The sequence below is a fragment of the Neisseria sp. HMSC068C12 genome (genome assembly GCF_001814095.1).
Lineage (GTDB): Bacteria > Pseudomonadota > Gammaproteobacteria > Burkholderiales > Neisseriaceae > Neisseria > Neisseria perflava.
Genome location: NZ_KV814801.1, coordinates 277,862 through 303,548, shown reverse-complemented (window position 1 = coordinate 303,548; position 25,687 = coordinate 277,862). Strand labels below are relative to the sequence as shown.

The 25,687-nt window shown below is 51.9% G+C and carries 28 protein-coding genes and 1 tRNA gene; 14 read left to right on the top strand and 15 right to left on the bottom strand.

Features of this window, described 5'->3' with window-relative positions; genetic code table 11:
* Position 1: 1 nt before the first annotated feature.
* A complete protein-coding gene (locus tag HMPREF2952_RS03475) occupies positions 2-229 on the top strand; it encodes a SlyX family protein (RefSeq protein WP_004518924.1) in 228 nt (75 codons plus the stop codon).
* 102 nt (positions 230-331) lie between these two features.
* Here the strand turns inward: HMPREF2952_RS03475 and lysA are convergent, their stop codons facing one another.
* Complete coding sequence (gene lysA / locus HMPREF2952_RS03470; protein WP_070695278.1) at positions 332-1,552, bottom strand: diaminopimelate decarboxylase; 1,221 nt, start codon at positions 1,550-1,552, stop codon at positions 332-334.
* Between the two features lie 15 nt (positions 1,553-1,567).
* Positions 1,568-1,738: an LPS translocon maturation chaperone LptM gene (locus HMPREF2952_RS03465; RefSeq protein ID WP_036472795.1), complete on the bottom strand. Its 171-nt coding sequence runs from the start codon at positions 1,736-1,738 to the stop codon at positions 1,568-1,570.
* Between the two features lie 71 nt (positions 1,739-1,809).
* Here HMPREF2952_RS03465 and cyaY point away from each other — a divergent pair, with 71 nt between their 5' ends.
* The 3 genes from cyaY (at position 1,810) to HMPREF2952_RS03450 (ending at position 4,480) form a co-directional block, all read left to right on the top strand.
* Complete coding sequence (cyaY, locus tag HMPREF2952_RS03460) at positions 1,810-2,133, top strand: iron donor protein CyaY (protein ID WP_004518927.1); 324 nt, start codon at positions 1,810-1,812, stop codon at positions 2,131-2,133.
* 54 nt (positions 2,134-2,187) lie between these two features.
* Positions 2,188-2,694: an S-ribosylhomocysteine lyase gene (gene luxS / locus HMPREF2952_RS03455; protein WP_004518928.1), complete on the top strand. Its 507-nt coding sequence runs from the start codon at positions 2,188-2,190 to the stop codon at positions 2,692-2,694.
* Between the two features lie 184 nt (positions 2,695-2,878).
* Entirely contained in the window at positions 2,879-4,480 is a 1,602-nt protein-coding gene (locus HMPREF2952_RS03450) for a hypothetical protein (protein ID WP_004518930.1), read from the top strand.
* Between the two features lie 110 nt (positions 4,481-4,590).
* On the opposite strand, the gene HMPREF2952_RS03445 is transcribed toward HMPREF2952_RS03450, so the two are convergent.
* The 4 genes from HMPREF2952_RS03445 to HMPREF2952_RS03430 all read right to left on the bottom strand — a co-directional run bounded on the left by HMPREF2952_RS03445 (position 4,591) and on the right by HMPREF2952_RS03430 (position 7,413).
* A complete protein-coding gene (locus HMPREF2952_RS03445) occupies positions 4,591-5,280 on the bottom strand; it encodes a hypothetical protein (protein ID WP_004518931.1) in 690 nt (229 codons plus the stop codon).
* On the bottom strand, positions 5,262-6,317 hold the full coding sequence (locus HMPREF2952_RS03440) for a beta-ketoacyl synthase N-terminal-like domain-containing protein (RefSeq protein WP_004518932.1): 1,056 nt from the start codon (positions 6,315-6,317) through the stop codon (positions 5,262-5,264). The genes HMPREF2952_RS03445 and HMPREF2952_RS03440 overlap by 19 nt, the downstream gene beginning before the upstream one ends.
* A complete protein-coding gene (locus tag HMPREF2952_RS03435) occupies positions 6,314-6,604 on the bottom strand; it encodes an acyl carrier protein (RefSeq protein ID WP_003748215.1) in 291 nt (96 codons plus the stop codon). The genes HMPREF2952_RS03440 and HMPREF2952_RS03435 overlap by 4 nt, the downstream gene beginning before the upstream one ends.
* Before the next feature lie 83 nt (positions 6,605-6,687).
* Positions 6,688-7,413: a 16S rRNA (uracil(1498)-N(3))-methyltransferase gene (locus HMPREF2952_RS03430; RefSeq protein WP_004518933.1), complete on the bottom strand. Its 726-nt coding sequence runs from the start codon at positions 7,411-7,413 to the stop codon at positions 6,688-6,690.
* 180 nt (positions 7,414-7,593) lie between these two features.
* Between HMPREF2952_RS03430 and HMPREF2952_RS03425 the strand changes: the two genes are divergently transcribed.
* Complete coding sequence (locus tag HMPREF2952_RS03425) at positions 7,594-8,382, top strand: inositol monophosphatase family protein (protein WP_004518934.1); 789 nt, start codon at positions 7,594-7,596, stop codon at positions 8,380-8,382.
* Between the two features lie 264 nt (positions 8,383-8,646).
* On the opposite strand, the gene HMPREF2952_RS03420 is transcribed toward HMPREF2952_RS03425, so the two are convergent.
* Both HMPREF2952_RS03420 and HMPREF2952_RS03415 read right to left on the bottom strand, forming a co-directional pair.
* Positions 8,647-9,114, bottom strand: a complete 468-nt coding sequence (locus HMPREF2952_RS03420) for a YchJ family protein (protein ID WP_004518935.1) — start codon at positions 9,112-9,114, stop codon at positions 8,647-8,649.
* Positions 9,115-9,120: 6 nt separating this feature from the next.
* A complete protein-coding gene (locus HMPREF2952_RS03415) occupies positions 9,121-9,300 on the bottom strand; it encodes a hypothetical protein (protein WP_004518937.1) in 180 nt (59 codons plus the stop codon).
* A 1-nt stretch (position 9,301) separates the two neighbouring features.
* On the opposite strand from HMPREF2952_RS03415, the gene HMPREF2952_RS03410 reads away from it, so the two are divergent.
* From HMPREF2952_RS03410 to HMPREF2952_RS03390, 5 genes are all read left to right on the top strand, one after another.
* Positions 9,302-10,150, top strand: a complete 849-nt coding sequence (locus tag HMPREF2952_RS03410) for an RnfABCDGE type electron transport complex subunit B (RefSeq protein WP_039861917.1) — start codon at positions 9,302-9,304, stop codon at positions 10,148-10,150.
* A 73-nt stretch (positions 10,151-10,223) separates the two neighbouring features.
* Entirely contained in the window at positions 10,224-11,222 is a 999-nt protein-coding gene (locus tag HMPREF2952_RS03405; protein ID WP_049335977.1) for a BtrH-related acyltransferase DarH, read from the top strand.
* A gap of 82 nt (positions 11,223-11,304) precedes the next feature.
* Complete coding sequence (locus HMPREF2952_RS03400; RefSeq protein WP_049344556.1) at positions 11,305-12,048, top strand: SH3 domain-containing protein; 744 nt, start codon at positions 11,305-11,307, stop codon at positions 12,046-12,048.
* Positions 12,049-12,076: 28 nt separating this feature from the next.
* Positions 12,077-12,991: an ABC transporter ATP-binding protein gene (locus HMPREF2952_RS03395; RefSeq protein ID WP_049335983.1), complete on the top strand. Its 915-nt coding sequence runs from the start codon at positions 12,077-12,079 to the stop codon at positions 12,989-12,991.
* Complete coding sequence (locus HMPREF2952_RS03390; protein ID WP_049335981.1) at positions 12,988-14,241, top strand: ABC transporter permease; 1,254 nt, start codon at positions 12,988-12,990, stop codon at positions 14,239-14,241. The genes HMPREF2952_RS03395 and HMPREF2952_RS03390 overlap by 4 nt, the downstream gene beginning before the upstream one ends.
* 192 nt (positions 14,242-14,433) lie before the next feature.
* Here HMPREF2952_RS03390 and HMPREF2952_RS03385 read toward each other — a convergent pair.
* From HMPREF2952_RS03385 to HMPREF2952_RS03370, 4 genes are all read right to left on the bottom strand, one after another.
* Positions 14,434-14,509, bottom strand: a tRNA-Lys gene (locus HMPREF2952_RS03385).
* A gap of 59 nt (positions 14,510-14,568) precedes the next feature.
* On the bottom strand, positions 14,569-15,648 hold the full coding sequence (apbC, locus tag HMPREF2952_RS03380) for an iron-sulfur cluster carrier protein ApbC (RefSeq protein WP_036493993.1): 1,080 nt from the start codon (positions 15,646-15,648) through the stop codon (positions 14,569-14,571).
* A 164-nt stretch (positions 15,649-15,812) separates the two neighbouring features.
* Complete coding sequence (glyS, locus tag HMPREF2952_RS03375) at positions 15,813-17,876, bottom strand: glycine--tRNA ligase subunit beta (RefSeq protein ID WP_049336666.1); 2,064 nt, start codon at positions 17,874-17,876, stop codon at positions 15,813-15,815.
* A gap of 168 nt (positions 17,877-18,044) precedes the next feature.
* Positions 18,045-19,139, bottom strand: coding sequence for an FAD-dependent oxidoreductase (locus HMPREF2952_RS03370; protein ID WP_070695277.1), 1,095 nt, complete (start codon positions 19,137-19,139; stop codon positions 18,045-18,047).
* 324 nt (positions 19,140-19,463) lie between these two features.
* On the opposite strand from HMPREF2952_RS03370, the gene HMPREF2952_RS03365 reads away from it, so the two are divergent.
* Complete coding sequence (locus HMPREF2952_RS03365; RefSeq protein WP_049336663.1) at positions 19,464-19,685, top strand: hypothetical protein; 222 nt, start codon at positions 19,464-19,466, stop codon at positions 19,683-19,685.
* Positions 19,686-19,795: 110 nt separating this feature from the next.
* Here the strand turns inward: HMPREF2952_RS03365 and HMPREF2952_RS03360 are convergent, their stop codons facing one another.
* Both HMPREF2952_RS03360 and glnE read right to left on the bottom strand, forming a co-directional pair.
* A complete protein-coding gene (locus HMPREF2952_RS03360) occupies positions 19,796-20,308 on the bottom strand; it encodes an SH3 domain-containing protein (protein WP_049336662.1) in 513 nt (170 codons plus the stop codon).
* 90 nt (positions 20,309-20,398) lie between these two features.
* Positions 20,399-23,083, bottom strand: coding sequence for a bifunctional [glutamate--ammonia ligase]-adenylyl-L-tyrosine phosphorylase/[glutamate--ammonia-ligase] adenylyltransferase (gene glnE / locus HMPREF2952_RS03355; RefSeq protein ID WP_070695276.1), 2,685 nt, complete (start codon positions 23,081-23,083; stop codon positions 20,399-20,401).
* Positions 23,084-23,212: 129 nt separating this feature from the next.
* Between glnE and HMPREF2952_RS03350 the strand changes: the two genes are divergently transcribed.
* The 3 genes from HMPREF2952_RS03350 to coaD all read left to right on the top strand — a co-directional run bounded on the left by HMPREF2952_RS03350 (position 23,213) and on the right by coaD (position 24,958).
* The gene (locus HMPREF2952_RS03350) at positions 23,213-23,488 is read left to right on the top strand and encodes an oxidative damage protection protein (RefSeq protein WP_003682648.1); all 276 of its coding nucleotides are present in this window, start codon (positions 23,213-23,215) and stop codon (positions 23,486-23,488) included.
* Between the two features lie 164 nt (positions 23,489-23,652).
* Complete coding sequence (locus HMPREF2952_RS03345; RefSeq protein WP_049336659.1) at positions 23,653-24,339, top strand: Bax inhibitor-1 family protein; 687 nt, start codon at positions 23,653-23,655, stop codon at positions 24,337-24,339.
* A 106-nt stretch (positions 24,340-24,445) separates the two neighbouring features.
* A complete protein-coding gene (coaD, locus tag HMPREF2952_RS03340; RefSeq protein WP_049345008.1) occupies positions 24,446-24,958 on the top strand; it encodes a pantetheine-phosphate adenylyltransferase in 513 nt (170 codons plus the stop codon).
* Positions 24,959-25,005: 47 nt separating this feature from the next.
* Here coaD and HMPREF2952_RS03335 read toward each other — a convergent pair whose 3' ends face one another.
* On the bottom strand, positions 25,006-25,566 hold the full coding sequence (locus HMPREF2952_RS03335; RefSeq protein ID WP_049336656.1) for a hypothetical protein: 561 nt from the start codon (positions 25,564-25,566) through the stop codon (positions 25,006-25,008).
* Positions 25,567-25,687: the final 121 nt, after the last annotated feature.

The window sequence follows — 25,687 nt, the reverse complement described above, 5'->3', positions numbered from 1 at the left end:
TATGAGCGATATTCAGGAATTGGAACACCGCGTCACCGAGCTGGAAATTCAGACGGCCTTGCAGGAAGATTTAATCGGCAGCCTGAACGACACCATCGCCAAGATGCAACAGGCTTTGGATTTGCAACAAGGTCAGTTGCGGCTTCTGTATCAACGGATGCAGGACAAAGGCGCAAACGGCGAACGCGAACCGTACAGCCTGCGCGACGAGATTCCGCCGCATTATTGATAAACTAAAAAAGGGCATGTTTGATACATGCCCTTTTCTTTCATAGCAAAGGCCGTCTGAAAGTCAATCAAGCTTTCAGACGGCCTTTTAAACAATCAAACCTTACAAACAAGCCAATTCGTTGGCCATTTGCTGCTCGACGGTTTCACGTTGGCGGATAAGTTTGTATCCGCTGCCGTCAACCAATACTTCCGCCGCACGGTTGCGCGTGTTGTAGTTACTCGCCATGCTTGAGCCATACGCACCGGCGCTGCGGATAAGCAGCAAATCCCCTTCTTCGCAGGCGATGGTGCGGTCTTTGCCGAGAAAGTCGCCGGTTTCGCAAATCGGGCCAACGATATTGGCCGTCAAAGGCTCAATGTCTTTGGTTTCGACCGCTTCGATGTGATGATAGGCATCATAAAGCGCCGGACGCATCAAATCGTTCATCGCCGCATCGACCATCACAAAGTTTTTCTCTTCGCCATGTTTTACGAATTCGACTCGCGTCAATAACGCGCCTGCATTGCCAACCAAACTACGACCTGGCTCGAGGACCAGTTTCAGACGGCGTGTGCCGATCAGTTTTTGAACGGCTTGGGCATACGCGCCCAAATCAGGCACATTTTCGTCTTGGTAAACAATGCCGACACCGCCGCCCAAGTCCAAGTGTTCCAACACAATGCCTTCGTCTGCCAGTTGGTCGACCAAGGCCAAAATACGTTCGCAGGCTTCGATGAGCGGGCTGAGGTCGGTCAGTTGCGAGCCGATATGGCAGTCGATACCGACAATTTTCAAATGGCTTTGTGGGGAAACATGACGATAGGCCTCAAGCGCATCGGCATAGGCAATACCAAATTTATTGGCTTTCAAACCGGTGGAGATATAAGGATGAGTTTTGGCATCGACATCAGGATTGACGCGCAGGGAGACCGGAGCGACTTTCCCCAAACGCGCGGCAACCTTTTGAATACGGTCGATTTCGGGAATGCTCTCCATATTAAAGCATTTCACGCCGGCATTCAGCGCAAATTCAATTTCTGCCTCACTCTTGCCCACACCGGAAAAAATCGTTTTCGCCGCATCGCCGCCGGCCGCCAAAACGCGCGCCAACTCGCCGCCGGACACAATGTCAAAACCGCTCCCCAAAGAAGCAAAGTGTTTGATGATGTTCAGGTTGCCATTCGCTTTAACCGCGTAGCAGACAAGCGGATTTAAAGCGGAAAACGCGGTTTGGTAGTTTTCAAATGCCTCGGTCAGCGCAGATTTGCTGTACACATAAAGCGGCGTACCAAACTCTTCGGCAAGGTGTGTATAAGGGAGTTGTTCGCAGAATAAGGTCATGTTTGTGAATCTTTTTTAGTCGTTGGTTTGAGTGGTCGGTTCTTTGGCCGTATCGAATTTCAAGCCAGTCTGAATCACGCCGAAGCGCGCCTTGTCGCCTTCTTTGGGCAGGTAGAGGTCGCCTTTGTAGCCGCAGGCAGAAAGCAGCAGAGCCGTTGCCGCTGCAAAAAATACGCCGTATTTCATCAGTAAAACTTTCTTCATCATTACGAATGTGGCAAGATTCGGTATCTTAAACAAAAACCACACAAAAAGCCATGATGACCGAAAGCGAATTCATCCGCATGAGCGAAGAATTGTTCGAACACATCGAAGACCAAATCGACGAAAACGGCTGGGATTTCGACTGCCAGTTTGCCGGAAACGTACTGACCATCGAAGCCGAAGACGGCACGCAAATCATCGTCAACCGCCACACGCCCAACCAAGAATTGTGGATTGCCGCCAAAAGCGGCGGCTACCATTTCGCCGAGCAAAACGGCAAATGGCTGGCAACGCGTGACGGACGGGATTTCTACGACGTTTTAAACGAAGCCCTGAGCGCGGCTTCGGGCGAAGCAATTGAGATTGCGGAATTGTGATTCAGTCTTCAAATATCCCTAACTAAAAATCTATTTACCTCAAAGGATACCCAAATGCCCCTACTAGATAGTTTCAAAGTCGACCACACCCGTATGCACGCCCCTGCCGTACGCGTGGCAAAAACCATGACCACGCCCAAAGGCGACACTATTACCGTGTTTGACCTGCGTTTCTGCATTCCCAACAAAGAAATCCTGCCTGAAAAAGGCATTCACACGCTGGAGCACCTGTTCGCAGGCTTTATGCGCGACCACTTAAACGGCAACGGCGTCGAAATCATCGACATTTCCCCGATGGGCTGCCGTACCGGTTTCTACATGAGCCTCATCGGTACGCCCGACGAGCAAAAAGTAGCCGACGCATGGCTCGCTTCAATGCAGGATGTTTTGACCGTTCAAGACCAAAGCAAAATCCCCGAGCTGAACGAATACCAATGCGGTACTTACCTGATGCACTCGCTTGCCGAAGCACACGAAATCGCCCAAAACGTTTTGGCACGCAAAGTCGCCGTCAATAAAAACGAAGAGCTGACATTGGACGAAAGCCTGTTGAACGCTTAATCCGCCATGACAGCAAAGGCCGTCTGAAACTTTATATGACAAGTTTCAGACGGCCTAAGACCTTTTATTCCAATTTTCAACCTTTCAGCCACAGTTTTACACCGCCTAAAAATAAGTTGGCGGATGCTGACAGTGTACATAGTATAATTACACTTTGAACAAACAACCTGATTCTATTGCCTTTATGAAACCGTTTTTCTGCAAAACCGCCATTGCCCTCAGCCTGACCCTCCCCGCCGCCGCCAACGCTGCCGAGTATGTCTGCAATGTTGAAGGCATCACCGTTTATGCTTCATACCAGATCAATGACGCCTGTCGCATAGTTGAAACAAACAATGTAACAGAAAACAGCGTCGTTGCGATTCCGGGCGACACTCCGGTTTTAAAAACGGTACAAACAACAGAATTTAAAGCATCTGCCGCAGACTACATTAATGCTTCTCAAGCAACGCCCGCGGTACAAACCCCAGTCGTTGTTGCTCGAAATGAATACGGTATTCCGGCACCTATTTCCATTCCGATGGCACAAACTCGACAAGCTATGCTAGCGAATAAAACCATTGCAGACAGCGCAATCGTTTCCAACAATACGCCTGCTTTGGAAACATCAGCCGTTGCAAAACCTGAAAACTATGTTGTCGATGCTGCTGTCCACAACACAACTCCTGTCGTACAAACTCAGACGACTGCCGTTCAAGAGGACAACACTATTGTTCCTCCTGTACTCATCGCGCAAACCCATACCGTTACAGCCGACAAAGCCATTGCAGACAGCGTAATCGTTCCCAACAATACGCCTACTCTGGAAGCGCCGCCCACAATAAAAGCTGAAGACTATGTTGCCGACACTACTGTCCGCAATACAACTCCTGTCGTACAAACTCAGTCTAGTGCAACCCAAACAGAAAACAGTGTTGTTCCTGTAATGCTTGCCGCACAAGCCCAACCTACTGCTTCTACCGAGAAAACAGTTTCAGACGGCCTTGCTATTATTAATGAAACACCAGCTGTTCAACCTGTTGTACCTGCAATCCAAACTCCACAAGAGATTATTCAGAACTCGGCAGTTCAGCCGCAAACTTCAACTACCCAAAATAACCAAGCGGTAACAGCTCAGGATGAAGTGCTCGATAAAACACCTACCAAAGTCGAGACTAAGCATAAAGGCAAAACTTATGCCAAAACCTCCTCTCGACGCAAAGCCAAGGTTAACCGTACTAAAGCCGATAAAACAGCCGTTGTCCGCGCATCTGAGGAACAAGCAGCCAAACCTATTGCCACCGCTTCAACCGAACCAAGCACGCCGGCAACTGCCACTCCGGTAGAGCATGGCAAAACCACTGTCCCAACACCTTTCCCACAAGCATACAAACCGGCAGCCGATATTTTGCTGGATAAAGGAAATAGCGACAGCGATATCAAAATCCTGCCGAATGTACCGATTACCAGCGTGACCAACACAGCCGAAGCTGCCAATCCGCGCATCAATATTACCCTGCGCAACCGTCAGAACAAATCACGCAGTTCTTCATACAGCAAATACAAAGCCCCTGTTATCCGTACTGCACCTGTGGTTACGCCGGCTCCTAAGCCAAGCCCTAAAGAAACCCGCAAACAGATATTGCAGACCGAAGTACGCAACGAACAGGCTGCTATTACCCGCCTTCAAACCCAGTTGAACGCGGCCAAACAAAAAGGCGATCAGATTAAAATCCAACAACTGACCCGTACCATAAACGCCCGTAAAGCGAATATCCGCGCTATTCAAGGCGAGATGTCTCGTTGATTGGTTTTTTATACAAAAAGGCCGTCTGAAAACATTTTCAGACGGCCTTTTTAATGGTACAGACCTTATTTATTCAACAGACAAATACTTTCTCTAAAATCATTTGCTGATCACGCCAAAGTACATTTCTTCACATCCCTACCCTCGTGCGCCATTACTGCTTCTATCCAATCGGCGATATTTTGCCAATAATATTGCGGCTTTTCAGACGACCTATCAGTCTGCATCACTTCATCATTCAACACAACGGGAACACCCTGCTCTGCACCGGCTTCAAGCACAATCCAAATACTGCCTTCATGGGTATCGGCTCGGGCTACTTGATGTTCATATGCCCAGCCAACCGCAGCTTGTCCGCCATTTTGCAAAGACTGCATCGCCAGAGATAATGGATGAAAGCAGGTATCTACATTGTTGTCGGCAGTAACGACCAAAGTTGCACCATGCGTGCCTAACGCTTGCGCGGCATGAAAGACTGGGGAGTTGTGCAGGTTGGCAATAAAGTCAAACGGCATCGCGGCGTGATGGTTCAGCACATTGTCTGCCATTTTTTCAAACACGGATGGCGAAGAAAACGGCGTACCAAGAAAAACGGCGCAATCAGGGCGGATTTCGCTTTGTTCCTTTAGCTGCCCTGCACCAAGCGCGGCAATCAAACTCAAGCGGCTGAGGCGGCGAGTATCTATACCGCTTTGCTGCTTTAAGATTTGTTTGAGGATTTTACCGCCGGTGCCGGCGTCAGTATCAAAACGCACGGCGGCGGTAATACGGATATTAGGATTTACGGTTGCCATTGCCATACCAAAGATGTGTTGCTGCCGCCAAAACCAAACTGATTGGCCAAACAGAAAAAGCCGCCTTTTTGTGAAGCCGCGCACTCGGAAAAACGAATTTTCCACCCCTGATAATCGTTGCTTCCGCCTTGTTTTAGAGCGGATAAAAGCAAGGCTGTTTCAAGGGCTGCCGTTGCGCCAAGCGTGTGTCCGATTTGCGGTTTGAACGCCATCAAGGGCGGCAGTGTACCGAATATATTTTCCAGTGCGGCCAATTCGGCGGCATCGCTGTCAGCCGTGCCGATGCCGTGTGTTTTAACGGCCGCAATGCTTTCAGGAACGATGCCTGCAATATCTAACGCACGTCGCATCACTTGCTCTTGCGCTTGGCCATCGCTTTGAATCAGGTCATTGCCTGTATTGGCAGCGTGTCCTATAAGTTTCAGACGGCCTGAAGATTCAGGAGCAGCGGAAGATAAGGCAAGCGCGGCAACACCTTCGCCTAAAATCAAACCGTTTCCGCCAAAAGGCTGATACTGTTCGGTCAGCAAACCCAAGCTGTGAAAATGCAGCAAAGTCAGTCGGTTGAGGTTTTCAATCCCAAGCACAAAGGCACGCTCCGCCTCGCCGCGCAAGCAGTTATCCGCCTGAATGAGCGCATGGGCGGATGAAGTGCAGGCAGTAGCGAAACTGAAAATCTGCCGATTGCCGCTGCGCCGGCGCAAATCTTCGGCGAGATAAAGCAGATTGTGTTCTTCTTCCGCCCTATTGCCCACAAAATGGCGGTTTTCATATTCGGAGATGGAATAGGAACTAGACCCGATAAACACCGGCGCATCATGCCAACTTTCAGATGGCCAGCCTGCATTTTCGGCAGCTAGGCGCAAATGTTGTTCGGCGATATCCGCCAATTCCTTCCGCCCCAAACTGTCGCTAGCAAATGCACGAAAATAAGCAGCCTGCTGCGGCTGGTTTAAAAACGTATAAGACACCGCATCAGGCCGTCTGAAGTCCGTTTGCGGATTCAAGGCAGAAGTGGCCGCCGTACCGAAAACCCAACTCACGCACCATGCTCCGCACGGATAAACGCCGCCAAATCGCGTACGCACATCATATGTTTGCGCACCATACGGTCGCCCTGCAGGCGCACTTGGAAATACTGTTGCAAAGCAACGCTGATTTGCAGCGCATCAAGCGAATCCAAACCGACCGGACTGTCATCGCCAAACAAAAGCGCATCGTCGGTGAAATCATCCATATCCACATCGTCGGCCTTATCGGCCTCTTGCACGATTAACTTTTTCAATTCCGCTTCCAGCTCGTGCTCGGCCAGTGTAAAGGTGTAAGACATTTTTTAAACTCCCATTTTTATCTCATGAAGCAACAGCTCGTTTTAGCGAAACTCGCTACGCTCGTTTTCAGACGGCCTGAACTTTATGCAAAATCGCCCCAAAGCGTCTGCATGGCGGCAATGGCCGCAAGTGAGGCGGTTTCGGTACGCAACACCCGTTTGCCGAGCGTAACGGATTGAAAACCGGCATCAAATGCCTGCTGCTCTTCCTTCTCCGTCCAGCCGCCTTCAGGGCCGACCATAAACACGACTTTGCCGGATTGCGGCTGAACATCGCTCAGTTTTTGTGCGCGGTTCAAACTCATTAACAGTTTGGTCGTTTCCTGCGGCAACTGTTGCAGAGCCTGTGCATAAGTCGTCAGCGGCAAAACCTTCGGCACAATATTGCGGCCGCTTTGTTCACACGCCGAAACAACAATTTCCTGCCAACGCGCTACCCGCTTTTCAGCACGTTCGCCGCTCAAGCGGACGACACAGCGTTCGCTGATGACCGGGCGAATTTCTGCCACGCCCAATTCCACGCTTTTCTGCAAAGTGAAATCCATGCGCTCGGCGGCGGATACCGCCTGTACCAATGTAATGTTCAGCGGCGATTCGTTGTCCGTTGCCTCTTCACGCAAAATCCGCACGCTGGCTCGGCGTTTTTCCAAAACTTCTGGCAAAGCCGGATATGCCTTGCCATTGCCGTTGAACAACACGATTTCTTCCGTGTTTTTCACGCGCAATACATTCAGATGGCGCACCACATTATCGGGCAATTCGACCACGCTGTCGGGGCTTAAGGCAAAATCAACATAAAATCGGGGCATGGTTTCCTGCTTTATTCATGTATATAATTTAATGTATATAATTTAAATTTAAAATTTCGTGAATGAAGTTGAAACACGGCGACATACTCCTGCCTGCTTTCGATTTCATCCACTATAATTTGAAAACTTCCCGAATTTTAATCCACTGTCGCGCAAAACTGCAAAAAACAAGGATACGCCGTGCTATACCGTTTACAGAAAGTCGTCCGCCACATCGCCCAAACCGAAGTCATGCCGCGTTTTCTGAACACGCCGTCACGACGCAAGGAAGACGGATCGGTTTTGAGTGAAGCAGATTTGGCCGCACAAACCGCTTTTGCCGCCGCCCTTCCCTTATTGGAGGATTGTCCGATGTTGGGCGAGGAAATGAGCTTTCAGGAACAAACCCGTTTGTGGAACGAACATTCAGACGGCCTATGGATTGTCGACCCTATCGACGGCACAAACAACTTCGTCAACGGTTTGCCGCATTTTGCCGTATCCGTCGCGCTGGTTAAAAACGGCCATGCCGAATTGGGCGTGATTTACAATCCGGTCAGCGGCGAATGTTTCTATGCCGAACGCGGCAAAGGCGCATTTCTCAACGGCACGCCGCTGCCGCTGCGTTCGGAAAACAAAAAACTCAACGAATCCATTGCCGGCGTAGAAATCAAATACCTGCGTTCGGGCAAACTCGCCAGCCGCATGAATACCCTTGCCCCATTCGGCACAATCCGCAGTATGGGCAGCAGCACGCTCGATTGGTGCTACCTTGCCAGCGGCCGCTACGATATTTACATCCACGGCGGACAAAAGCTGTGGGACTACGCTGCCGGTGCATTAATTTTTGAAGAAGCCGGCGGCTGCCTGACCACTTTGGAAGGCGACGATTTTTGGAGCGGCGAACATGTATTTAAGCGTTCCGTCATCGCCGCATTGCAACCCGAGCTGTTTCAGCAATGGGTGAAATGGATTCGAGAAAATCAGTAAAAATACCGTTTATCTTCAAAATATCACGATTATCTTGCAACTTATTGAAATTATTTCACTTCTTAACAGCATTTAATACTAAAAACGGTAGAATATCAATCGCTGACACAACACCGCTCTTTCATCCCTTTTGGGCGGTGCAGCAAGTAAGACGTTTTCCCGCAATGTATTGGCCATTCATACTTCTCCCTTAGTATGAATGGTTTTTTTTATCTGCAAAAACAGCTTAGGCCGTCTGAACGTTCAGACGGCCTGTTTACACTACTATTTGAAAAACTGTCCGCAACACGCCTTAAACTTTTTGCCCGAACCGCACAAACAAGGCTGTTTCATCGTCGGTAACGCAACGGTCGGCTCAATAAAGTACCAACGCCCGTCTATTTTCACAAATGCCGACAATTCATGATGGCACTCAGTTTGCCCGTTCTCTTCAAAATACGCCTCAAACTCGACCAAAGCATGCAGCTTGCCAAACGGCACATGACGGATAACCTTCAATCCCGACCACTGCATCTGCCTACTCCATGCCGCCAAATCCTGCTTGTCCAACAAATTCTGCTGCGCAGGGACAGTCGTGTCCACGATATAGTCGATTTCCTGCAAAACATACGCGCTGTAACGCGAACGCATCAACTCTTCCGCCGTCGAGGCCGCCGCCTCACGCGCATGAAACGGTGCGCAACATTCCGTATAAACACGCCCCGACTGACAGGGGCAAAGTGTAGCCGTCATTCCTAATTACCCGAATAAATCCATTTCAAAATTATAACGCAAACCCGACTCAGGCCGTCTGAAAACGAGCGTAGCGCGTTTCGCTAAAACGAGTGTAGAGAGTTTCACTAAAATAAGCAAAGCGGGTTTCGCCAAAACAAACGCAACAATCTGATATAATGCGCCTTTTCGATTTTGACTATCCATGATGACCATTCCCATCCAAAGCATCAGCCGCCTGTTGCCGCAAACCCAATGCCGTGAGTGCGGCTATGAAGGCTGCCTACCCTATGCGCGCGCCCTGTCGGCAGGAGAAGCGCCGGTAAACCTGTGCGCGCCGGGTGGGGAAACCGTCATGAAAGACATTGCCGACCTATTGGGCAAGCCCTACCTCGCCCCGGCAAAAACACAAATCAAAGCCGTAGCCCTGATTGACGAGGCCGTCTGCATCGGCTGTACCGCCTGCATCCGCGCCTGTCCCGTCGATGCCATTATGGGCGCGTCCAAACTAATGCACACCGTCATCAGCGACGAATGCACCGGCTGCGGCTTGTGCGTTGCCCCCTGCCCCGTCGACTGCATCGACATGGTTCCCGTATCGCAGCCCTTCCTGCCGTCCGCACGCCGTTTCAGCACCTCTGCCGAACCGCGCTTCGCCGCCGCCGAACACGCGCAAAGCCGTTTTGAACGCCATACCGCGCGCAAACAGCGCGATGATGCCGAACGCAAAGCCCTACTGGCGCAACGTGAAGCCGCCGTCAAAGCCAAACAGGCCGCACAGGCACAAGCCCAAATAGCCGCAACAAGCGCCGCATTCAACCCCATGGATTTGATTGCCAAAGCCATGGCCAAAGCGCAATCACAACAGGACAAACTCGTCTCCTCCGACAACCGCGAAGACTTCAAAGCGCGCCAAATCGAAGAAGCCAAAGAACGCGCCGAACTGCGCCGCGCCCAACGTGATGCCAAATACGGCAACGAAGCCGAAAAAGCCGCCGCCATCGAATTTCTGCGCCGCTACAAAGCCGCGCAGGAAGCGGTCAAAGAAGCGCGCTGATTTCCAAAACAACAAACCCATTCCTATAAAACTTCAGGCCGTCTGAAAACATTGCACGAAAACCAATAACTTTATGACCATACAAGAATTTCCACACCAGCATACCGCCCATTGCGAAAGCGGTGTGATGTCCACCCTGCTCAAATACCATGGCCACAATTTAGACGAAGCCATGATTTTCGGCATTTCCCACGCGCTGACATTTGTCTGGATGCCGCTGATCAAATTAAACGGCATGCCGCTGGTTTCCTACCGTACCGCGCCGCGCAGCATTATCAAAAATACCTGCAAAGCATTGGGGCTGAAATTATCCGTGCGCAAATTTTCCGACGCACAAAGCGGACAAGCCGCGTTGGATGCCGCGCTATCCTCAGGCAAATTGGCCGGTTTGCAAACCTCCGTCTTTTGGCTGCCCTACTTCCCGCCACAAATGCGTTTCCATTTCAACGCACACAATCTCTTGGTGTACGGCAAAGACGGAAACGACTACCTGATCAGCGACCCCGTATTTGAAACCGTACAACGCTGCGCCGCCGAAGATTTGCAACGGGCGCGCTTTGCCAAAGGCGTATTGGCGGCAAAAGGCATGATGTACACCTTGGAAGACAACAGGCCGTCTGAGAAAATCATGGCAGACTTACCCGCCATTATCCGCAAGGCCATACGCAAAAACGCCAAACATATGCTCGCGCCAGTCTTTTTCATCGGCGTCAAAGGCATCCGCACGCTGGCCAAAAAAATCGAATCCCTGCCTGCCAAACAAAACGACAAATACCAAAAACTGTTTCTCGGCCATTTGGTACGGATGCAGGAAGAAATCGGCACCGGCGGCGCAGGTTTCCGCTACATCTACGCCTACTTCCTCGAACAGGCCGCCCATATCTGCAACGAACCTGCATTTCAGACGGCCTCAGAACAAATGACCGCCATCGGCGACCAATGGCGTCAATTCGCAGCAATGTGCGTGAAGCAGTGCAAAAAGCCGTCTGAAAACGGCTGCCGCAACATCGCCGAATTTCTGCGCAAAATTGCGGATAATGAAGAAGCATTGTGGCGCGGATTATTGAAATAATCAGGATTTATTCGATCCCGATTAATCTACCGTGGATTATTTTGACACTCAGGCCGTCTGAAAACTAAAAGAAAAGATAAAAATGCGTTACTTAGCCACACTCTTATTATTGTGTTCCGCCTTAACCCATGCCGCGCCGCCGGACGGCTTTGCCTTGGTTCATGATGCCGATGGACACACCAACTTACGCGAAAGCCCCGATTTGAATGCCAAAATCTTGGCAAAAATTCCCAACGGCACACCGTTGAAATGTTTGGGTGATGGCGGCGAAGGCAGCCTGAGTTTCTGTACTGCCCAGCTGCAACAACCTGCCGCAGAAGACTACGGTTTCATCCATTACAGCCGTCTGATATTTCCCGCCTCCGATAAAAGCTTCGTCCGACTGCGCGAACAATCCGGTCGCGACGATACGCTGACTTTGTCCGGTAGCGGACAAAAGGTACACATCGTTGCCCGCCGCATCCACCCAAAACTCAGCGACTTCTCGGGCATCAGCAAAGACAACTTCACGGCGCGTCTCTATCAAGGCAAACCGTTCTATGGCACAGACAACACCATTGACAAAAGCGTGTTCGCGCTTGAACGTATCACGCTAAACGGTCAAACGGTTCCCGCTGCCGAACTGCAAGGACTGTTCTCGCCCGATTTTGCCGCCACCGCACGCGATAGCCAGGTGTACGACCGCTGGGAAGCCTATTACCGCCGCAGCGACAAGACGCTTTATCTGTTCAGCAGACAAGGTTCGGGCGCCGGTAGTTTCGATGTCTGCTTTATATTTAAGGACGGCAAATTCCAGCGCCGCTATTTATGGAATGCTGCGCTATAAATATCGCTCGAAAAGGTCGTCTGAAACCATGATTCAAATCCAATCCCTCTCCCACCGTTATCCCAAAGCCGAAACTGCCGCGCTGGACAATGTGTCGTTCGATATTGCCGACGGCGAATGTCTGGGGCTGCTCGGCCACAACGGTGCGGGGAAAACGACGCTGATGTCGCTTTTGGCCGGCTTGCAGGAAGTACGGCAGGGCGAAATTTTGTTTGACGGCAAACCTTTGCGCCTGTTAAGCCGCAACGAGCGGCAGAAAATCGGTTTGGTGCCGCAGGATTTTGCGTTTTATCCGCAGCTTTCTGTGTGGGACAACCTGCTGTTTTTCGCCTCGCTTTACAAAGTGCGCGACAAAGGCCGTCTGAACGCACTGTTGGAACAGACCGACCTGACCGCCCACAAAAACAAAGCAGCGAAGCATCTTTCGGGCGGGCTTAAACGTCGTCTGAATTTTGCTATCGGCCTGATTAACACGCCGCAACTGGTGTTCCTCGACGAAATCACGGTAGGCATCGACCCGCAGTCGCGCCGCTTTATCCTCGACAGCGTAGCAGATTTGACACGGCATGGTGTAACGGTGGTTTACACCTCTCACTATCTGTCGGAAATCGAGCAGCTTTGCGACAAAATCGCGCTGCTGCAACACGGCAAGCTTGTGTACCACGGCGGTTTGGACGAGCTTCTAAGCACGCAAACCGGTGTCGTGCGTTTTACCGTCGAACCGCCGCTGCCGCCTCAAACGCTGGCCGCTTTGGGTGCAAAGCAAGTGGACAGCCGCGGCATGATGGAAACAGCGCACGATGCCGCCGCCGTTTACACCGCCCTGCAACAAAGCGGCGCGCAAATCCGCTACTTCCAGCAGGGACACGGTTCGCTGGAAACGTTTTACCTTGATTTCCTGCGCAAAGACGAGCCAGCAACAGATAAGCAAAATCCACAATGACAATTTCCTCCCTCCTCAAAGAACTCAAGCTGCTCTGCCGCGACCTGCACGGTTTGGCAGTGTTGTTTGTGATGCCCATCGCCTTCATGCTGATTATGTCGTTGGCGCTGAGCCGCGACCAAGATCCGCACACCGACAGCCGTATCGCGCTGGTTGGCATAGCAAACGATAGTATCAATACTGCGCTGGCCGCTGCGCTGGAAAAAGAGCAAATCCATGTCACACTGATGCCGTCTAAAAAACTGACCGACGCGCAAAACGGCCTGCACGACAAGCATTTCCAACTGGTGCTGCACAACCCGAACTCCGCTTCCGGAAAAATCGCCGACGACAAAGCCCTGCAAATCTATGTACCGCCCGATACCGAGCCTTCATGGCTGGCGGCTGTCAAAGGCGTTTTGCAGCAACACTACACTGAAACGCGGCTGGACGCTTATTTCGACAACAACGACGGCATCAAAATCGACAATAAAAAACTGCCTCGTTCCATCCGCAAAGACATTCAGAAAAAAGTGGATGAAAAAAACGACGAACAATTCGCCGCCGTGCGCAGCTTTTTAGATAAAAAAATGCTGGAAGAACACTATCTGAGCGCAGGCAGCGGCACGGTGGAAAAACCCAACGCCGTACAGCACAGCGTTCCCGCATGGCTGATTTTCGGTATGTTTTTCATCATGATACCGCTATCGAACGTCATGGCGCTGGAACGCCAAACCAACACCATCACCCGCCTGCGCCTCGCCCGTGCTTCCGCATTCGGCCTGATTGCGGCGAAGCTCGTCCCCTATTTCCTGATTAACCAGCTTCAGTTTGTCGGAATGCTGCTGCTCGGCCGCTACCTGCTGCCTGAAATCGGCGTGCCCGCCCTCATACTCAATGGCAGCCTTGTTCCCTACGCGTTGCTGTCCGCTGCCGTCAGTGCCGCCGCACTCGGCTACGCGCTGTTAATCAGCGTCTGCGCCAAATCTACCGAACACGCCGTCGTACTCGGCGGCGGCGGCATTATCCTGATGGCGGCAATCGGCGGCATTATGGTGCCTGCACACGTCATGCCCGAAACCATGCAGCAACTCACTTGGATTTCCCCGATGGCTTGGGGCTTGAAGGCTTTTCAAGAATTGCTGCTCAACCGCAGCGGACTGGACGGAATCGGCCGTTATCTGCTTCTACTGTCAGCGTTCTCTTTTTCCACATTGACTGCTGCCGTATTGGTTTATCGTAAGCAGTTGCAGACGCAGGTAAGGTTTTAAACGTTTGTCTGCCCTAAGTAGAAAACTTATTTCTCAAAACCATTCCTATAAAACTCCAGGCCGTCTGAAAATACTTTCAGACGGCCTGATGCTTGATATGCTATGAATTGTTTCAATAACAAAATATGTTCAACAAAATCCTAAAATCCAAACGTAAAAAAACCTGCTTTTTTCAAAGCAGGTTTTCATATTTGGTGGGTCGTGAGCGATTCGAACGCTCGACCAACGGATTAAAAGTCCGCTGCTCTACCGACTGAGCTAACGACCCGATAAGCTGTGCATTATAGAGATGGAGCACACAGCTGTCAACACCTTTTTTAAACTTTTTTATTCGACGACGATTTTCGGGAAGCGGCTGCTGAAGTCTTTGCCTTTATCGGCAATGGCCAGTGCGATTTGGAAGGCGGCTTCGGTGTAGATGTCGGCGATGGTTTGGTTGTTTTCAAACAAGGCAGAAGATGTGCCGCTGTCCATGGCTTCGCGTACAGGCAGGCTCAATGGAAGTTGGCCGAGCAACGGTACATTCAAACGCTCTGCCAAGTTTTTGCCGCCTTCTGCGCCGAAGATTGCTTCGGCATGGCCGCAGTTGGTGCAAATATGGACAGACATGTTTTCCAAAACGCCCAAAATCGGAATATTGACTTTGTTGAACATATCCACGGCTTTGCGTGCATCAATCAGGGCGATGTCTTGCGGCGTGGTCACGACAACGGAGCCGGTTACGGGGATTTTTTGCGACAGGGTCAATTGGATATCGCCGGTACCGGGTGGCAGGTCGATGAAGAGATAATCGACATTGTCCCATTCGCTTTGGAACATAAGTTGTTGCAAGGCTTGGCTGACCATCGGGCCGCGCCAAACGACGGCTTGGTCGGTATCGACCAGAAAACCGATGGACATCACTTGAATGCCGCTTTCGGCTTCAACGGGAATGAGTTTTTTGTTTTGTTGGTCGGGTTTACGGTCTTGTACGCCGAGCATGGTGGGCTGACTTGGGCCGTACAGGTCGGCATCGAGTACGCCGACGCGCGCGCCCATTCTGGCCATTGCGGTGGCAAGGTTGGCAGTGGTCGTTGATTTGCCGACGCCGCCTTTGCCCGATGCTACGGCGATGATGTTTTTCACGCCTTTGATGGTTGCTACGCCGGGTTGGACTTTATGCGTACCGATTTCGGTATCGATACTCAAGTGAATGTGGGTATCACCGGTATGCGAAATGACGGCTTCTTGAACGGCGTTGGCAATGTCTGCGGCAATATGGGCAACCGGGAACGCGAATTTCAGGCCGATATGCAGGCCGTCTGAACGCTCTTCCAGAAGCGAAACGGCTTTTTCGCTGCCCAAAGTGCGTATTGTGGTGGGAATCAACACGGCATCGAGTGCGGTTCGGATGGCTGGAATATTCATAATCTGCCTCTTGAATGTGGGAAATTGTTTGATGTGCGCGATTTGCCTGCCTGACAAATCTGCTGAATTATACCCTTGAACGCCATGTAAGGGATACGCCCGAAAAACTTCAGGCTGCCTGAATCATCGGGCAGCCTGAAAAACGGGTCAACTGAAACGCGGCCTTATTCGCTCAAGAGCGCAATGTCGGCAACTGCGTTCATTTGTTCTGCCAAACGGTTCAGCAGGTTCAAACGGTTTTGTTTCACGGCGGCATCTTCGGCCATTACCATCACGCCGTCGAAGAAGGCATCGACTTGCGGTTTGACGGAAGCCAGTTCGGACAAAGCAGTTTGGAAATTGCCTTCGGCAACGGCGGCGGAGATTTTCGGCTGCAAACCTTGCGCGGCGGCATACAGGGCTTTTTCTTCGTCTTGTTGCAACAGGCTTTCGTTAACCGCGCCCAACTCGGCATCGGCTTTTTTCAGCAGGTTTTGCACGCGTTTGTTGGCGGCAGCGAGCGCGGCGGCTTCGGGCAGTTGTTTAAACGCGGCAACGGCTTGCAGTTTGGCGGTCAAATCGTCCAAACGGCGCGGCTGTTTGGCGAGTACGGCGGCGACGATGTCTTGCGGATAGTCGTTTTGCAGCAACACGGCAAGGCGCGCCTGCATGAAGTCGACGGTTTCAGACGGCGTTTTTTCGTTGAGCAAACCTTTGGGGAAGCTGTCGAAGGTCGTCTGAATCAGCTCGTTCACGTCCAAGCCATACTGCATCAGCATCCGCAAAATACCCAAGGCAGCGCGGCGCAGGGCGTAGGGGTCTTTGTCGCCGGTCGGAATCAGACCGATGCCCCAAATGCCGACCAAGGTTTCCAGTTTGTCGGCCAGCGCAACGGCAGTAGCGACTTTGCCGTTCGGCAGGTTGTCGCCGGCAAAACGCGGTTGGTAGTGCTGCTCGATGGCTTCGGCGATTTCTTCGGTTTCGCCGTCCAAGCGGGCGTAGTATTTGCCCATCGTACCTTGCAGTTCGGGGAACTCGCCGACCATTTCGGTCACCAAGTCGGCTTTTGCCAGACGCGTGGCGCGTTCGGCTGCGGCGGCATCTGCGCCCAGTGCTTTGGCGATGTGGGCGGCAATGCTTTGCAGGCGTTCGATGCGTTCGGCCTGCGAACCGATTTTGTTGTGATAAACCACGTTTGCCAGCTTGGGCAGGCGGCTTTCCAAAGTCGCTTTCTGGTCTTGCTTGTAGAAGAACTCGGCATCAGACAGGCGCGCACGCAAAACGCGTTCGTTGCCTTGGATGATGTGCGACGGGTCTTCGGTTTGCAGGTTGGAGACCAGCAGGAAGCGGTTCATCAGCTTGCCGTTTTGGTCGAGCAGCGGGAAGTATTTTTGGTTTTGCTGCATGGTCAGAATCAGGCATTCCTGCGGCACGGCGAGGAAATGTTCTTCAAAACCGGCTTCCAATACCACAGGCCATTCGACCAATGCAGTCACTTCGTCCAACAAGGCTTCATCGGCGGCAACGGTCGCTTTCAGACGACCTGCCTGTTCGTTCAAGGCTGTCTGAATCGCAGCTTTGCGCTCGGCAAACGAAGCTACGACTTTGCCTTGCTCGCGCATTTGTGCGGCGTAGCTGTCGGCGTTTTCAATGGTGATTTCGCCGTTGGACAGGAAGCGGTGTCCCAAGGTTTGATTGCCGCTTTGCAGGCCCAAAACGCTGACGTTCACGATCTCGCCGCCGTGCAGCACAATCAGCCCGTGGACAGGGCGCACGAAGGTGAATGTGCTGCTGCCCCAACGCATGACTTTCGGAATCGGCAATTTTTTCACTGCGGCATTGATGATGTCTTCCAAGAGTTCGCCCAATGGTTTGCCGGTTTGGACGTACTCGTAGGCGTACACGTCTTGCTTGCCGTCGTTGATGATGGTTAGGTCTTCGATTTTCGCACCCGCACCGCGCGCAAAACCTTCCAAAGCCTTAGTCGGCGCACCGTCCTTCATGGCATTGGCCACGGCCGGGCCTTTTTTCACGATTTTTTGGTCGGCTTGAACGGCCTTCACGTTTTTGACTTGAACGGCCAAACGGCGCGGAGAAGCGTAGGCAGTGTATTCGGCCTCGCCGTCAATTAGTTGCGCTTTTTCCAAGCCTTCGGCAACGGAAGCGGCAAAATGGTTGCCCAGATTATTGAGGGCCTTTGGCGGGAGTTCTTCAGTGAGAAGTTCGATTAAGAGGGTTTGGGTTGTCATGTGCTTATCGTTAAATAGGAAATTGGTTTGGCATCTGAAAACGGCATCATGCGGTTTTCAGACGCAAGGTTGATTGAATTGACGGCGATTTTATCATTTTCAGACGGCCTGTGGCTGTCTTTCACAAACAATTTGCCCGATTTTCAAGCAACTTCGTCCGCAACGGCTTCAATTCGCAGCGCGGATATACGGCAAACCGCTGGTTTCGTCGCTTTCGGGAATGTCGCTTCCGGCAAACAGCGCACCGGCCAAACGCACGGCTGTGCCGGTCACGGCCGGGGAAATCATAAAGCCGTGGCGGAACAGGCCGTTGACTTCAATCAGGCGGCGTTCGCGGTTGAAGCGGATTTCAGGATTGTGGTGGTTTAACGTCGGGCGCAGGCCGGTGGCCAGTTCCAAAAGGTTTGCCTCGCCAAAGGCCGGATGCACGGCATACAGCGCGGACAAAAGTTCCAAACCGGAACGCACGCTGGCCGGCGCTTGGCTTTCGCTTTCGATTTGGGTCGCACCAATCACAAAAATATGGTTTTCCTTCGGCGCGATATACAAAGGATAGCGCGGATGCAGCAGGCGCACGGGGCGGGACAGCTCGACTTCTGGCGCGTAAACGCGCGCCACTTCGCCGCGTATGCCGCGCAATTGGCTTTCAGACGGCCTGTTCCACGCTGCTTTTGCACCATAACCGCGGCAGTCGATGACCCAATCGTATTGCGCCGCCAAATCTTCGACTTCGCGTTCGCACAACCAATGGCAAGGCACATTCATTGATTCCAAAGCATCGGCAAGCGCATTCAATACCTGCCGTCCGTCCAACTGTCCTTCCACCGGCAGATACAGGCCGTCTGAAAACCGCCCTGCCAGTTGCGGCTCGTTTGCCGCGATTTCATCTGCGTTCCAACGTATGGTTTCATGTTCCGCCACGCCGCCGCGCTTCAAATGACGGGCAAACTCGGCAGAAAGCGGCTTGTCCTGCGTATGCCAAACAATCAGGCTGCCTTTTTCCTGCATCATCACCGGCGTGTTCAGACGGCCTAAAATACCGCGCCACAGCGCGAAACTCTGCCTGCCCAAACGGATGACTTCGGGCGTTGCCTCCACCGCTTCGGCAGACGGCGCCAACATGGCCGCGGCAACATAAGCGGCGGCTTGCGCGCCTTTGCGTTCGCCTTTCTCAAACAACTCGACCGAAATGCCCTGCTCTGCCAGCTGGAACGCCATCAGACGGCCCGACAGACCGCCACCGAGTACCGCAACCTTAGACATCAGTTTCTCCTTGTTTTTAATATATAAATAAGCAGCATATTTTAGAACTTGTTTTGCTGTATCACAATATCGACAGAAAATGAGAAAAGTTTTTGCATATCATGATTGCCCAGATCAAGCCGATAACTTATAAACAAACAGACGGAATCCCTCCCTCTGCAAGCAGTTACCCATCGCCTCAGACTGCCAATCAGCTTTTATAAAAATATCTTCCTTACATAAAACCTACTATAATGCCATCTTTTGACATATTTACATTCACTCAACATCATTGCACCTGCTGATTGGCTTTGATGCACCCATTTGATTTTATAAGGAATAATGATGAAAAGCTTGGGCAGTACTTTATTTATCCTCGGCGTATTGGCATTCGGTTTGAATTATATGAACGCCGTCCCCAAAGTCTTGGCCTGGATTTACGAATGGGGCGAAGATACCGCCCTATGGATTAAAGCAGGCATTACAGGTAGTGGCGCTTTACTGTGGTTGGCAGGCAATTTCCTTGAAAAACCTGCAGAGGTAGAAGCAGAACAGGAAGAAGAATAAATACCATAAAAGGCCGTCTGAAAAGTTCAGACGGCCTTTTTTATATCTTCGGCAAAACAGTATCTACTTTATGTCCGAAAGTATGCTTTATCGGATAAATTGCTTGTTTATTACTCCACGCGTCGAAGTTGACTTTTATGGATATAACCCTGAATCGAAATATGATGACCATACTCGTCTTTTTCTGTGTGAGCTCCCTGATTGCTGTACCACAACCAGTCGCCTTTTCTGAAGGCTGGGGCGATCTGTACACGTGTTCCGTTTGGGAGTGTTTTGATGATTTCGCCTTGCCTGATCGGTTCTTCGGGGTAGCTGTTGTTACGGACGTTTGCCGATTCGTCAGGGCTGGCGACAACATAATTGTGCACGATAAAGCCTTGGCTCTGATGGACGTAGCCTGTACGGTGTCCGTCTAATTGAATATGAAACCATTTACCCTGTTTACTGAGTATTTTATGTTTTTTGCTTTCATAATCCAGTACGGTCATGATTTTGCTGCGTGTATCAGGAGCGGCACGAACGTTTGCAGAGCCATCGCATTCGGTATAAGGCAAAAAGTAATCAGCGGCTTGGGCTGCGGCCGACGACAGTAAAACCGTTAAAAACAGTGCTATTTTCTTCATGGTTGGTTTTCCTTATATGTTTAGAGTGAGTTTGTTGTAGCGGTAAATTATGTTGCCGTGCAGGCTTTGACGCTGAATACGCCCGCCTGCTTATCCGAATTTCACTTCTACCCCGAATACTTCCCGCCATAGTTTTCGCACGTTGTCGTAGTGGGTCAGCAATTCGTCCGTTACTTCGGTTTTTTTGGCATCTCGCAGTTTGGTGTTGTGTTGCTGCTGGCGGTAGAAGCGGTAGGCGGTGCGGCTTTGTTCGGCGAGAGTTTTGTCGATGAGGCCGCAGTCGGCAGCGATGTTCAACAAGGCAATGTTGCCGTAATTATCGAGGAGTTGCGGATACTGGCGGGCATGGGCAAGTATCAGATATTGGACGATAAATTCGACGTCGACCACGCCGCCGCGCGCGTATTTGACGTTGCTGTCAACCGGCGGATGGGTAGGGAACATTTTTTCACGCATTTCGATGATTTCGCCTGACAAGGCGGTTTGGTCGCGTTCGGCGGTGAGGATTTCGGTGCGGATGCGGTCGAAGGCTGTCTGAATTTCGGGTGTGCCACAGATGAAGCGGGCGCGGGTGAGGGACTGGTGTTCCCACGTCCAGGCGTTTTCGCGCTGGTATTTTTCGAAGGCGGCGATGCTGTGGGCGAGGAAGCCGGCGTCGCCGTTGGGGCGCAGGCGCAGGTCGGTTTCGTAGAGGCTGCCTGCTCCGGTGGCGGCGGAAAGCCAGTTGGTCAGGCGGCGGGCAAGGCGGCTGTAAACGTCGCCTGCATCGGAATGCGGGTCGTCGTAAAGATAGACCAAGTCGAGGTCGGAGGAATAGCTGAGCTCTTTACCGCCCAGTTTGCCGTAGCCGATGATGGCAAATTGCGGCGTGTCGCGGTGTTTTTTGGGCATATCCGCCCACGCGCATGGCACAGCGGCGGCGAGGATGGTGTCGGCAAGTGCGGAGAGTTGATCGGAAAGTGATTCTACCGTCCACAATTCGGCAAGGTCTTGAACGGCGAGGCGGAAGACTTGGGCGTGTTGGAAATGGCGCAATGTGTCCATTTGCGCTTCAGTATCGCCGCCGCAGGCTTTGAGGTCGTTTGAAAGTGCGGCGGCAAGGGCCGGCCAGTCAAACGTGGTATCCAAAAGCTGGGCGCTGATGAGTTCGTCCAGCAGAATCGGGTATTTGCTCAGATACGCCGCCACCCATGAGCTTTGGCTCATGATTTGTGCCAGATGCGCCAAGGTTTGCGGATGTTCGTTGAGGAAGGCGAGATAGGCCGAGCGGCGGCTGATGTTTTCGAGGAAGTCAAACAGCCGCATTAATGTATCGGTCGGATTGGGTTGCTCGGCCGCCGCCTGTACCAATAACGGCACAATCGCGTCGAAACGCGGCTGGGCGTGTGCGGAAAGGTGGCGGTATTTATGGCCGTACCGGATTTGGTCGAGCCTTGCGGCGATGGTTCCGGCATCGAACCCGTGTTCTTTCAGACGACCTCGCCGCTCTTCTTCGTCGGGTTTTTCCTGCCATGCCCACTGCCATTCGCTGTTGCTTTGCGTTTGCTCTTCGGGTTCGCTCAAGATTTCGTTGAACAACCGATTGACTTTGTTCCGATGAACATTGAGGCCGTCTGAAAAGGCGGCATAGCTGTCGAAACCCATGCTTTCGGCGAGCAGTTGTTGCTGTTCGGGCGAGGTCGGCAGGGTTTGGGTTTGCTGGTCGTCCCAGTATTGCAGGCGGTGTTCGACATCGCGCAGGAAGCGGTAGGCGGCGAGCAGGGTTTCGACGTTTTCAGACGGCATGATGCCCAGCTCGGCAAGTTTCTTCAGCGTTTCTTGCGTGCCTTTCAGTTGCAGCGCGCGCATTTGGCCGCCACGTATCATCTGGAAAATCTGGGCGATAAATTCAACTTCACGGATGCCGCCTGCGCCGAGTTTGATGTTGTCCGCCATGCCTTTTTTGCTAACTTCGCTGCGGATTTGGCGGTGCAAGTTGCGCATCGCTTCATACGCGCTGTAATCCAGATATTTGCGGAACACAAAGGGGCGTACCAGCGCTTTGATGTCGTTCGGATACGGCGTAACCACGCGGCCTTTGCACCACGCATAGCGTTCCCATTCGCGCCCTTGCGTAATCAAATATTGTTCCAGCGCGGTTTCACTCAACACCAGCGCGCCCGAATCGCCGTCCGGCCGCAGCCGCATATCGACGCGGAACACCTGCCCGTCGGCGGTGATGTCATTCAGCAGCGCAATCAATTTCTGCCCGACTTTGGTGAAAAACTCCTGATTGCCCCGTTCGCGCCTGCCGTCGGTGTCGCCCGATTCGGGATAGACGAAAATCAAGTCGATGTCGGAAGACACGTTCAACTCATAGCCGCCCGCCTTGCCCATCGCCACCACGCTCAAATACTGCGGCGATTTCGTATAACGCCCGATCGGCGTACCATACATATCCTGATAATAGGCGTAAGAAAAGTCTAACGCAGTATTCACGGCAAAATCGGCAAACAGCGTAATCGTACGGGTTACTTCGTTCAAATCGCTGATGCGGTTGATATCGCGCACGATAATCTGCGACACGACATAACGGCGCAACTCGCGCAACTGCCGCGCTAATTCTTCCTCGTTTTCTTCCGCGCGGATTTTGTCCCAATCGGCAAAAGCTTGAAAATCAGCTTCGGTCAACGCCTTGTCCAGCATAGGCAGGAAAATTTCGGGCTTGAGTTTGCCGGAATCAAGATTACGGGCGAGAAAAAGGGAATAACGGCGGGCAGTATCGAGGCGGTTCATAATCTTTGCCTGAATAAACAGAAAAGACCATCATAGCAAGGTTTCAGGCCGTCTGAAACCCACGCTTTCCCCTATCCGTGCAATCGGCTAAAATACCAACCTTTGCAACCCCCACATAAGGAAACCGCCATGACCCGTATGGTTCACTGCGTCAAACTCGGCAAAGAAGCCGAAGGCATGAAATTTCCGCCGCTGCCCAACGAATTGGGCAAACGCATTTTTGAAAACGTTTCCCAAGAAGCATGGATGGCTTGGACCCGTCACCAAACCATGCTCATTAACGAAAACCGCCTAAGCCTTGCCGATCCGCGCGCACGCGAATACCTCGCCCAGCAGATGGAACAATACTTCTTCGGCGACGGAGCAGATGCCGTACAAGGCTATGTTCCGCAAGAGCCTAAATAAGCATTGAAAAGCCAAGGCCGTCTGAAACCCGATTTTCAGACGGCCTTTAAAATTCCCGATTGCCCCGCATATTAGGCAAATAGAACAGATAAATCATACAAACCCATGATTCTCTGTTAGAATCCAAATTTCATTCATTCTCAATCTATATTGGAGCAAACGCCATGCAAAACGACGTTTACGACTATACCTCGCAAGGCTCGGTTGCCAAAAATACCGTCCTACAAAAAACCTACCGCCTGCTCGGCCTGTCTTTCATTCCTGCCGTTGCCGGCGCATTCTTTTCCGCCAAAACAGGCTTTAACATTTTCTCCATGTTCGGTTCATCTTGGATTGCCCTAGCTGCCTTCTTCGGCTTCTTCTACGGCATGACCTTCCTGATCGAGAAAAACCGTTACAGCAACGTCGGCGTAGCCCTGTTGATGATCTTCACTTTCGGCATGGGCCTTGCCATCAGCCCTATGTTGCAATACGCCCTGGCGATTAACAACGGCGCGCAAATCGTCGGTACGGCCGCCGCCATGACCGCTGGTGTCTTCTTCACCATGTCCGCCATGGCGCGCCGCACCACAATGAATATGAATAAACTCGGCAGCTTCCTCGGTGCCGGCGCCATCGTGCTCATGATTGCCGTTGTGGCCAACATCTTCCTCAACATCCCTGCCCTGAGCCTGACCATCGCGGCCGGCTTCGTTGTCTTCAGTTCCCTGATGATTATGTGGCAGGTGCGTGCCGTTATCGACGGTGGTGAAGACAGCCACATCAGCGCGGCGCTGACCATCTTCATCTCCATCTACAACATTTTCAGCAGCCTCTTGAGAATCCTCATCTCTATTAGCGGTGACGACTGATAAAGCCGCAAAGGCCGTCTGAAATTTCAGACGGCCTTTTTGATTTTTGACATCACCGGCAAACTCCCCTATCCTGAACGTACACAAACCCCATTCCCAACCCAAAATGACCACGACCACTCCGCGCCGTGCAGTGTACGCAGGCAGCTTCGACCCTCCCACCCTCGGCCACCTGTGGATGATACAGGAAGCCCAATCCCTCTTTGACGAACTCATTGTCGCCATCGGCACCAATCCCGAAAAGCGCAGCACCTACACCATAGAAGAACGCCGCGCCATGCTCGATGCCATTACCCACCCCTTCCCCAATGTCCGCATCAGCGTGTTTGAAAACCGCTTTTTGGTCGATTATGCCCGCGAAGCCAAAGCCAATTTTATCGTCCGCGGCATCCGTTCCGCCGCCGACTACGAATACGAACGCTCGATGCGCTACATCAACAGCGACATCGCCCCCGAAATCTCCACCGTCTTCCTGATGCCGCCGCGCGAAATAGCCGAAGTATCCTCCACCATGGTCAAAGGCCTGGTCGGCCCACAAGGCTGGCGCGACATGATAGGCCGCTACCTCCCCGACCCCGTCTATCAAAAAATCCTGCAAGACCACGAAACAAACACATAAAACAAAGGCCGTCCGAACATTTCAGACGGCCTTCCAATTTTCATTGATTATTTACGGGCAGACGTCAACGCCTGCAGGTTTTGATTCAACGTTTCCATGTCCAACCAACCGGCGGCAATAAACAGCATCAAAATCACCGTACCCACACACAGCACGCCGATACCATACAACAGATAGCCCACCAAAACACGGCCTACCGTCGCATTCCCCATCCACATCAAACCGCGTACCTGCACCACAAAAACCCAAGCCTGCCACAGCAGCGCAAACGCAGCCAACGCCGGCACATACAACACCAGCAACAGCGGCAGCAGCAAAGCCTCAGACACCAAAATAAAGCCCCACAAAGGCAACCGGGGCGCACCGTAATAATGCAGCACCTTGCGCATCGAGCGGCTCAACACCAACCATTTCACAATCACCAAAATCACCGACAGGCACACCGCCGCCGCGCCACTGCCAAACAAAGGCGACATGCTGGCCGCATTCACCACACCCAACAGCAGCAACACCGCCGCCATCACCAAAGGCGAATACAAATACGTCTCCGGCGAACGATAGCGCAAACGCAAAACATCCCACATATCACGAACAAACACATACAGCATGGCATAAATCCAAAGCAAAAAAGCCGATTGTATCTTAGGCCGTCTGAAAATCAAACCGGCAAACCTAAAAACCGCCAATTAAAACGAAAAATAATTCAATACAAAACAAAATCTTAATTTA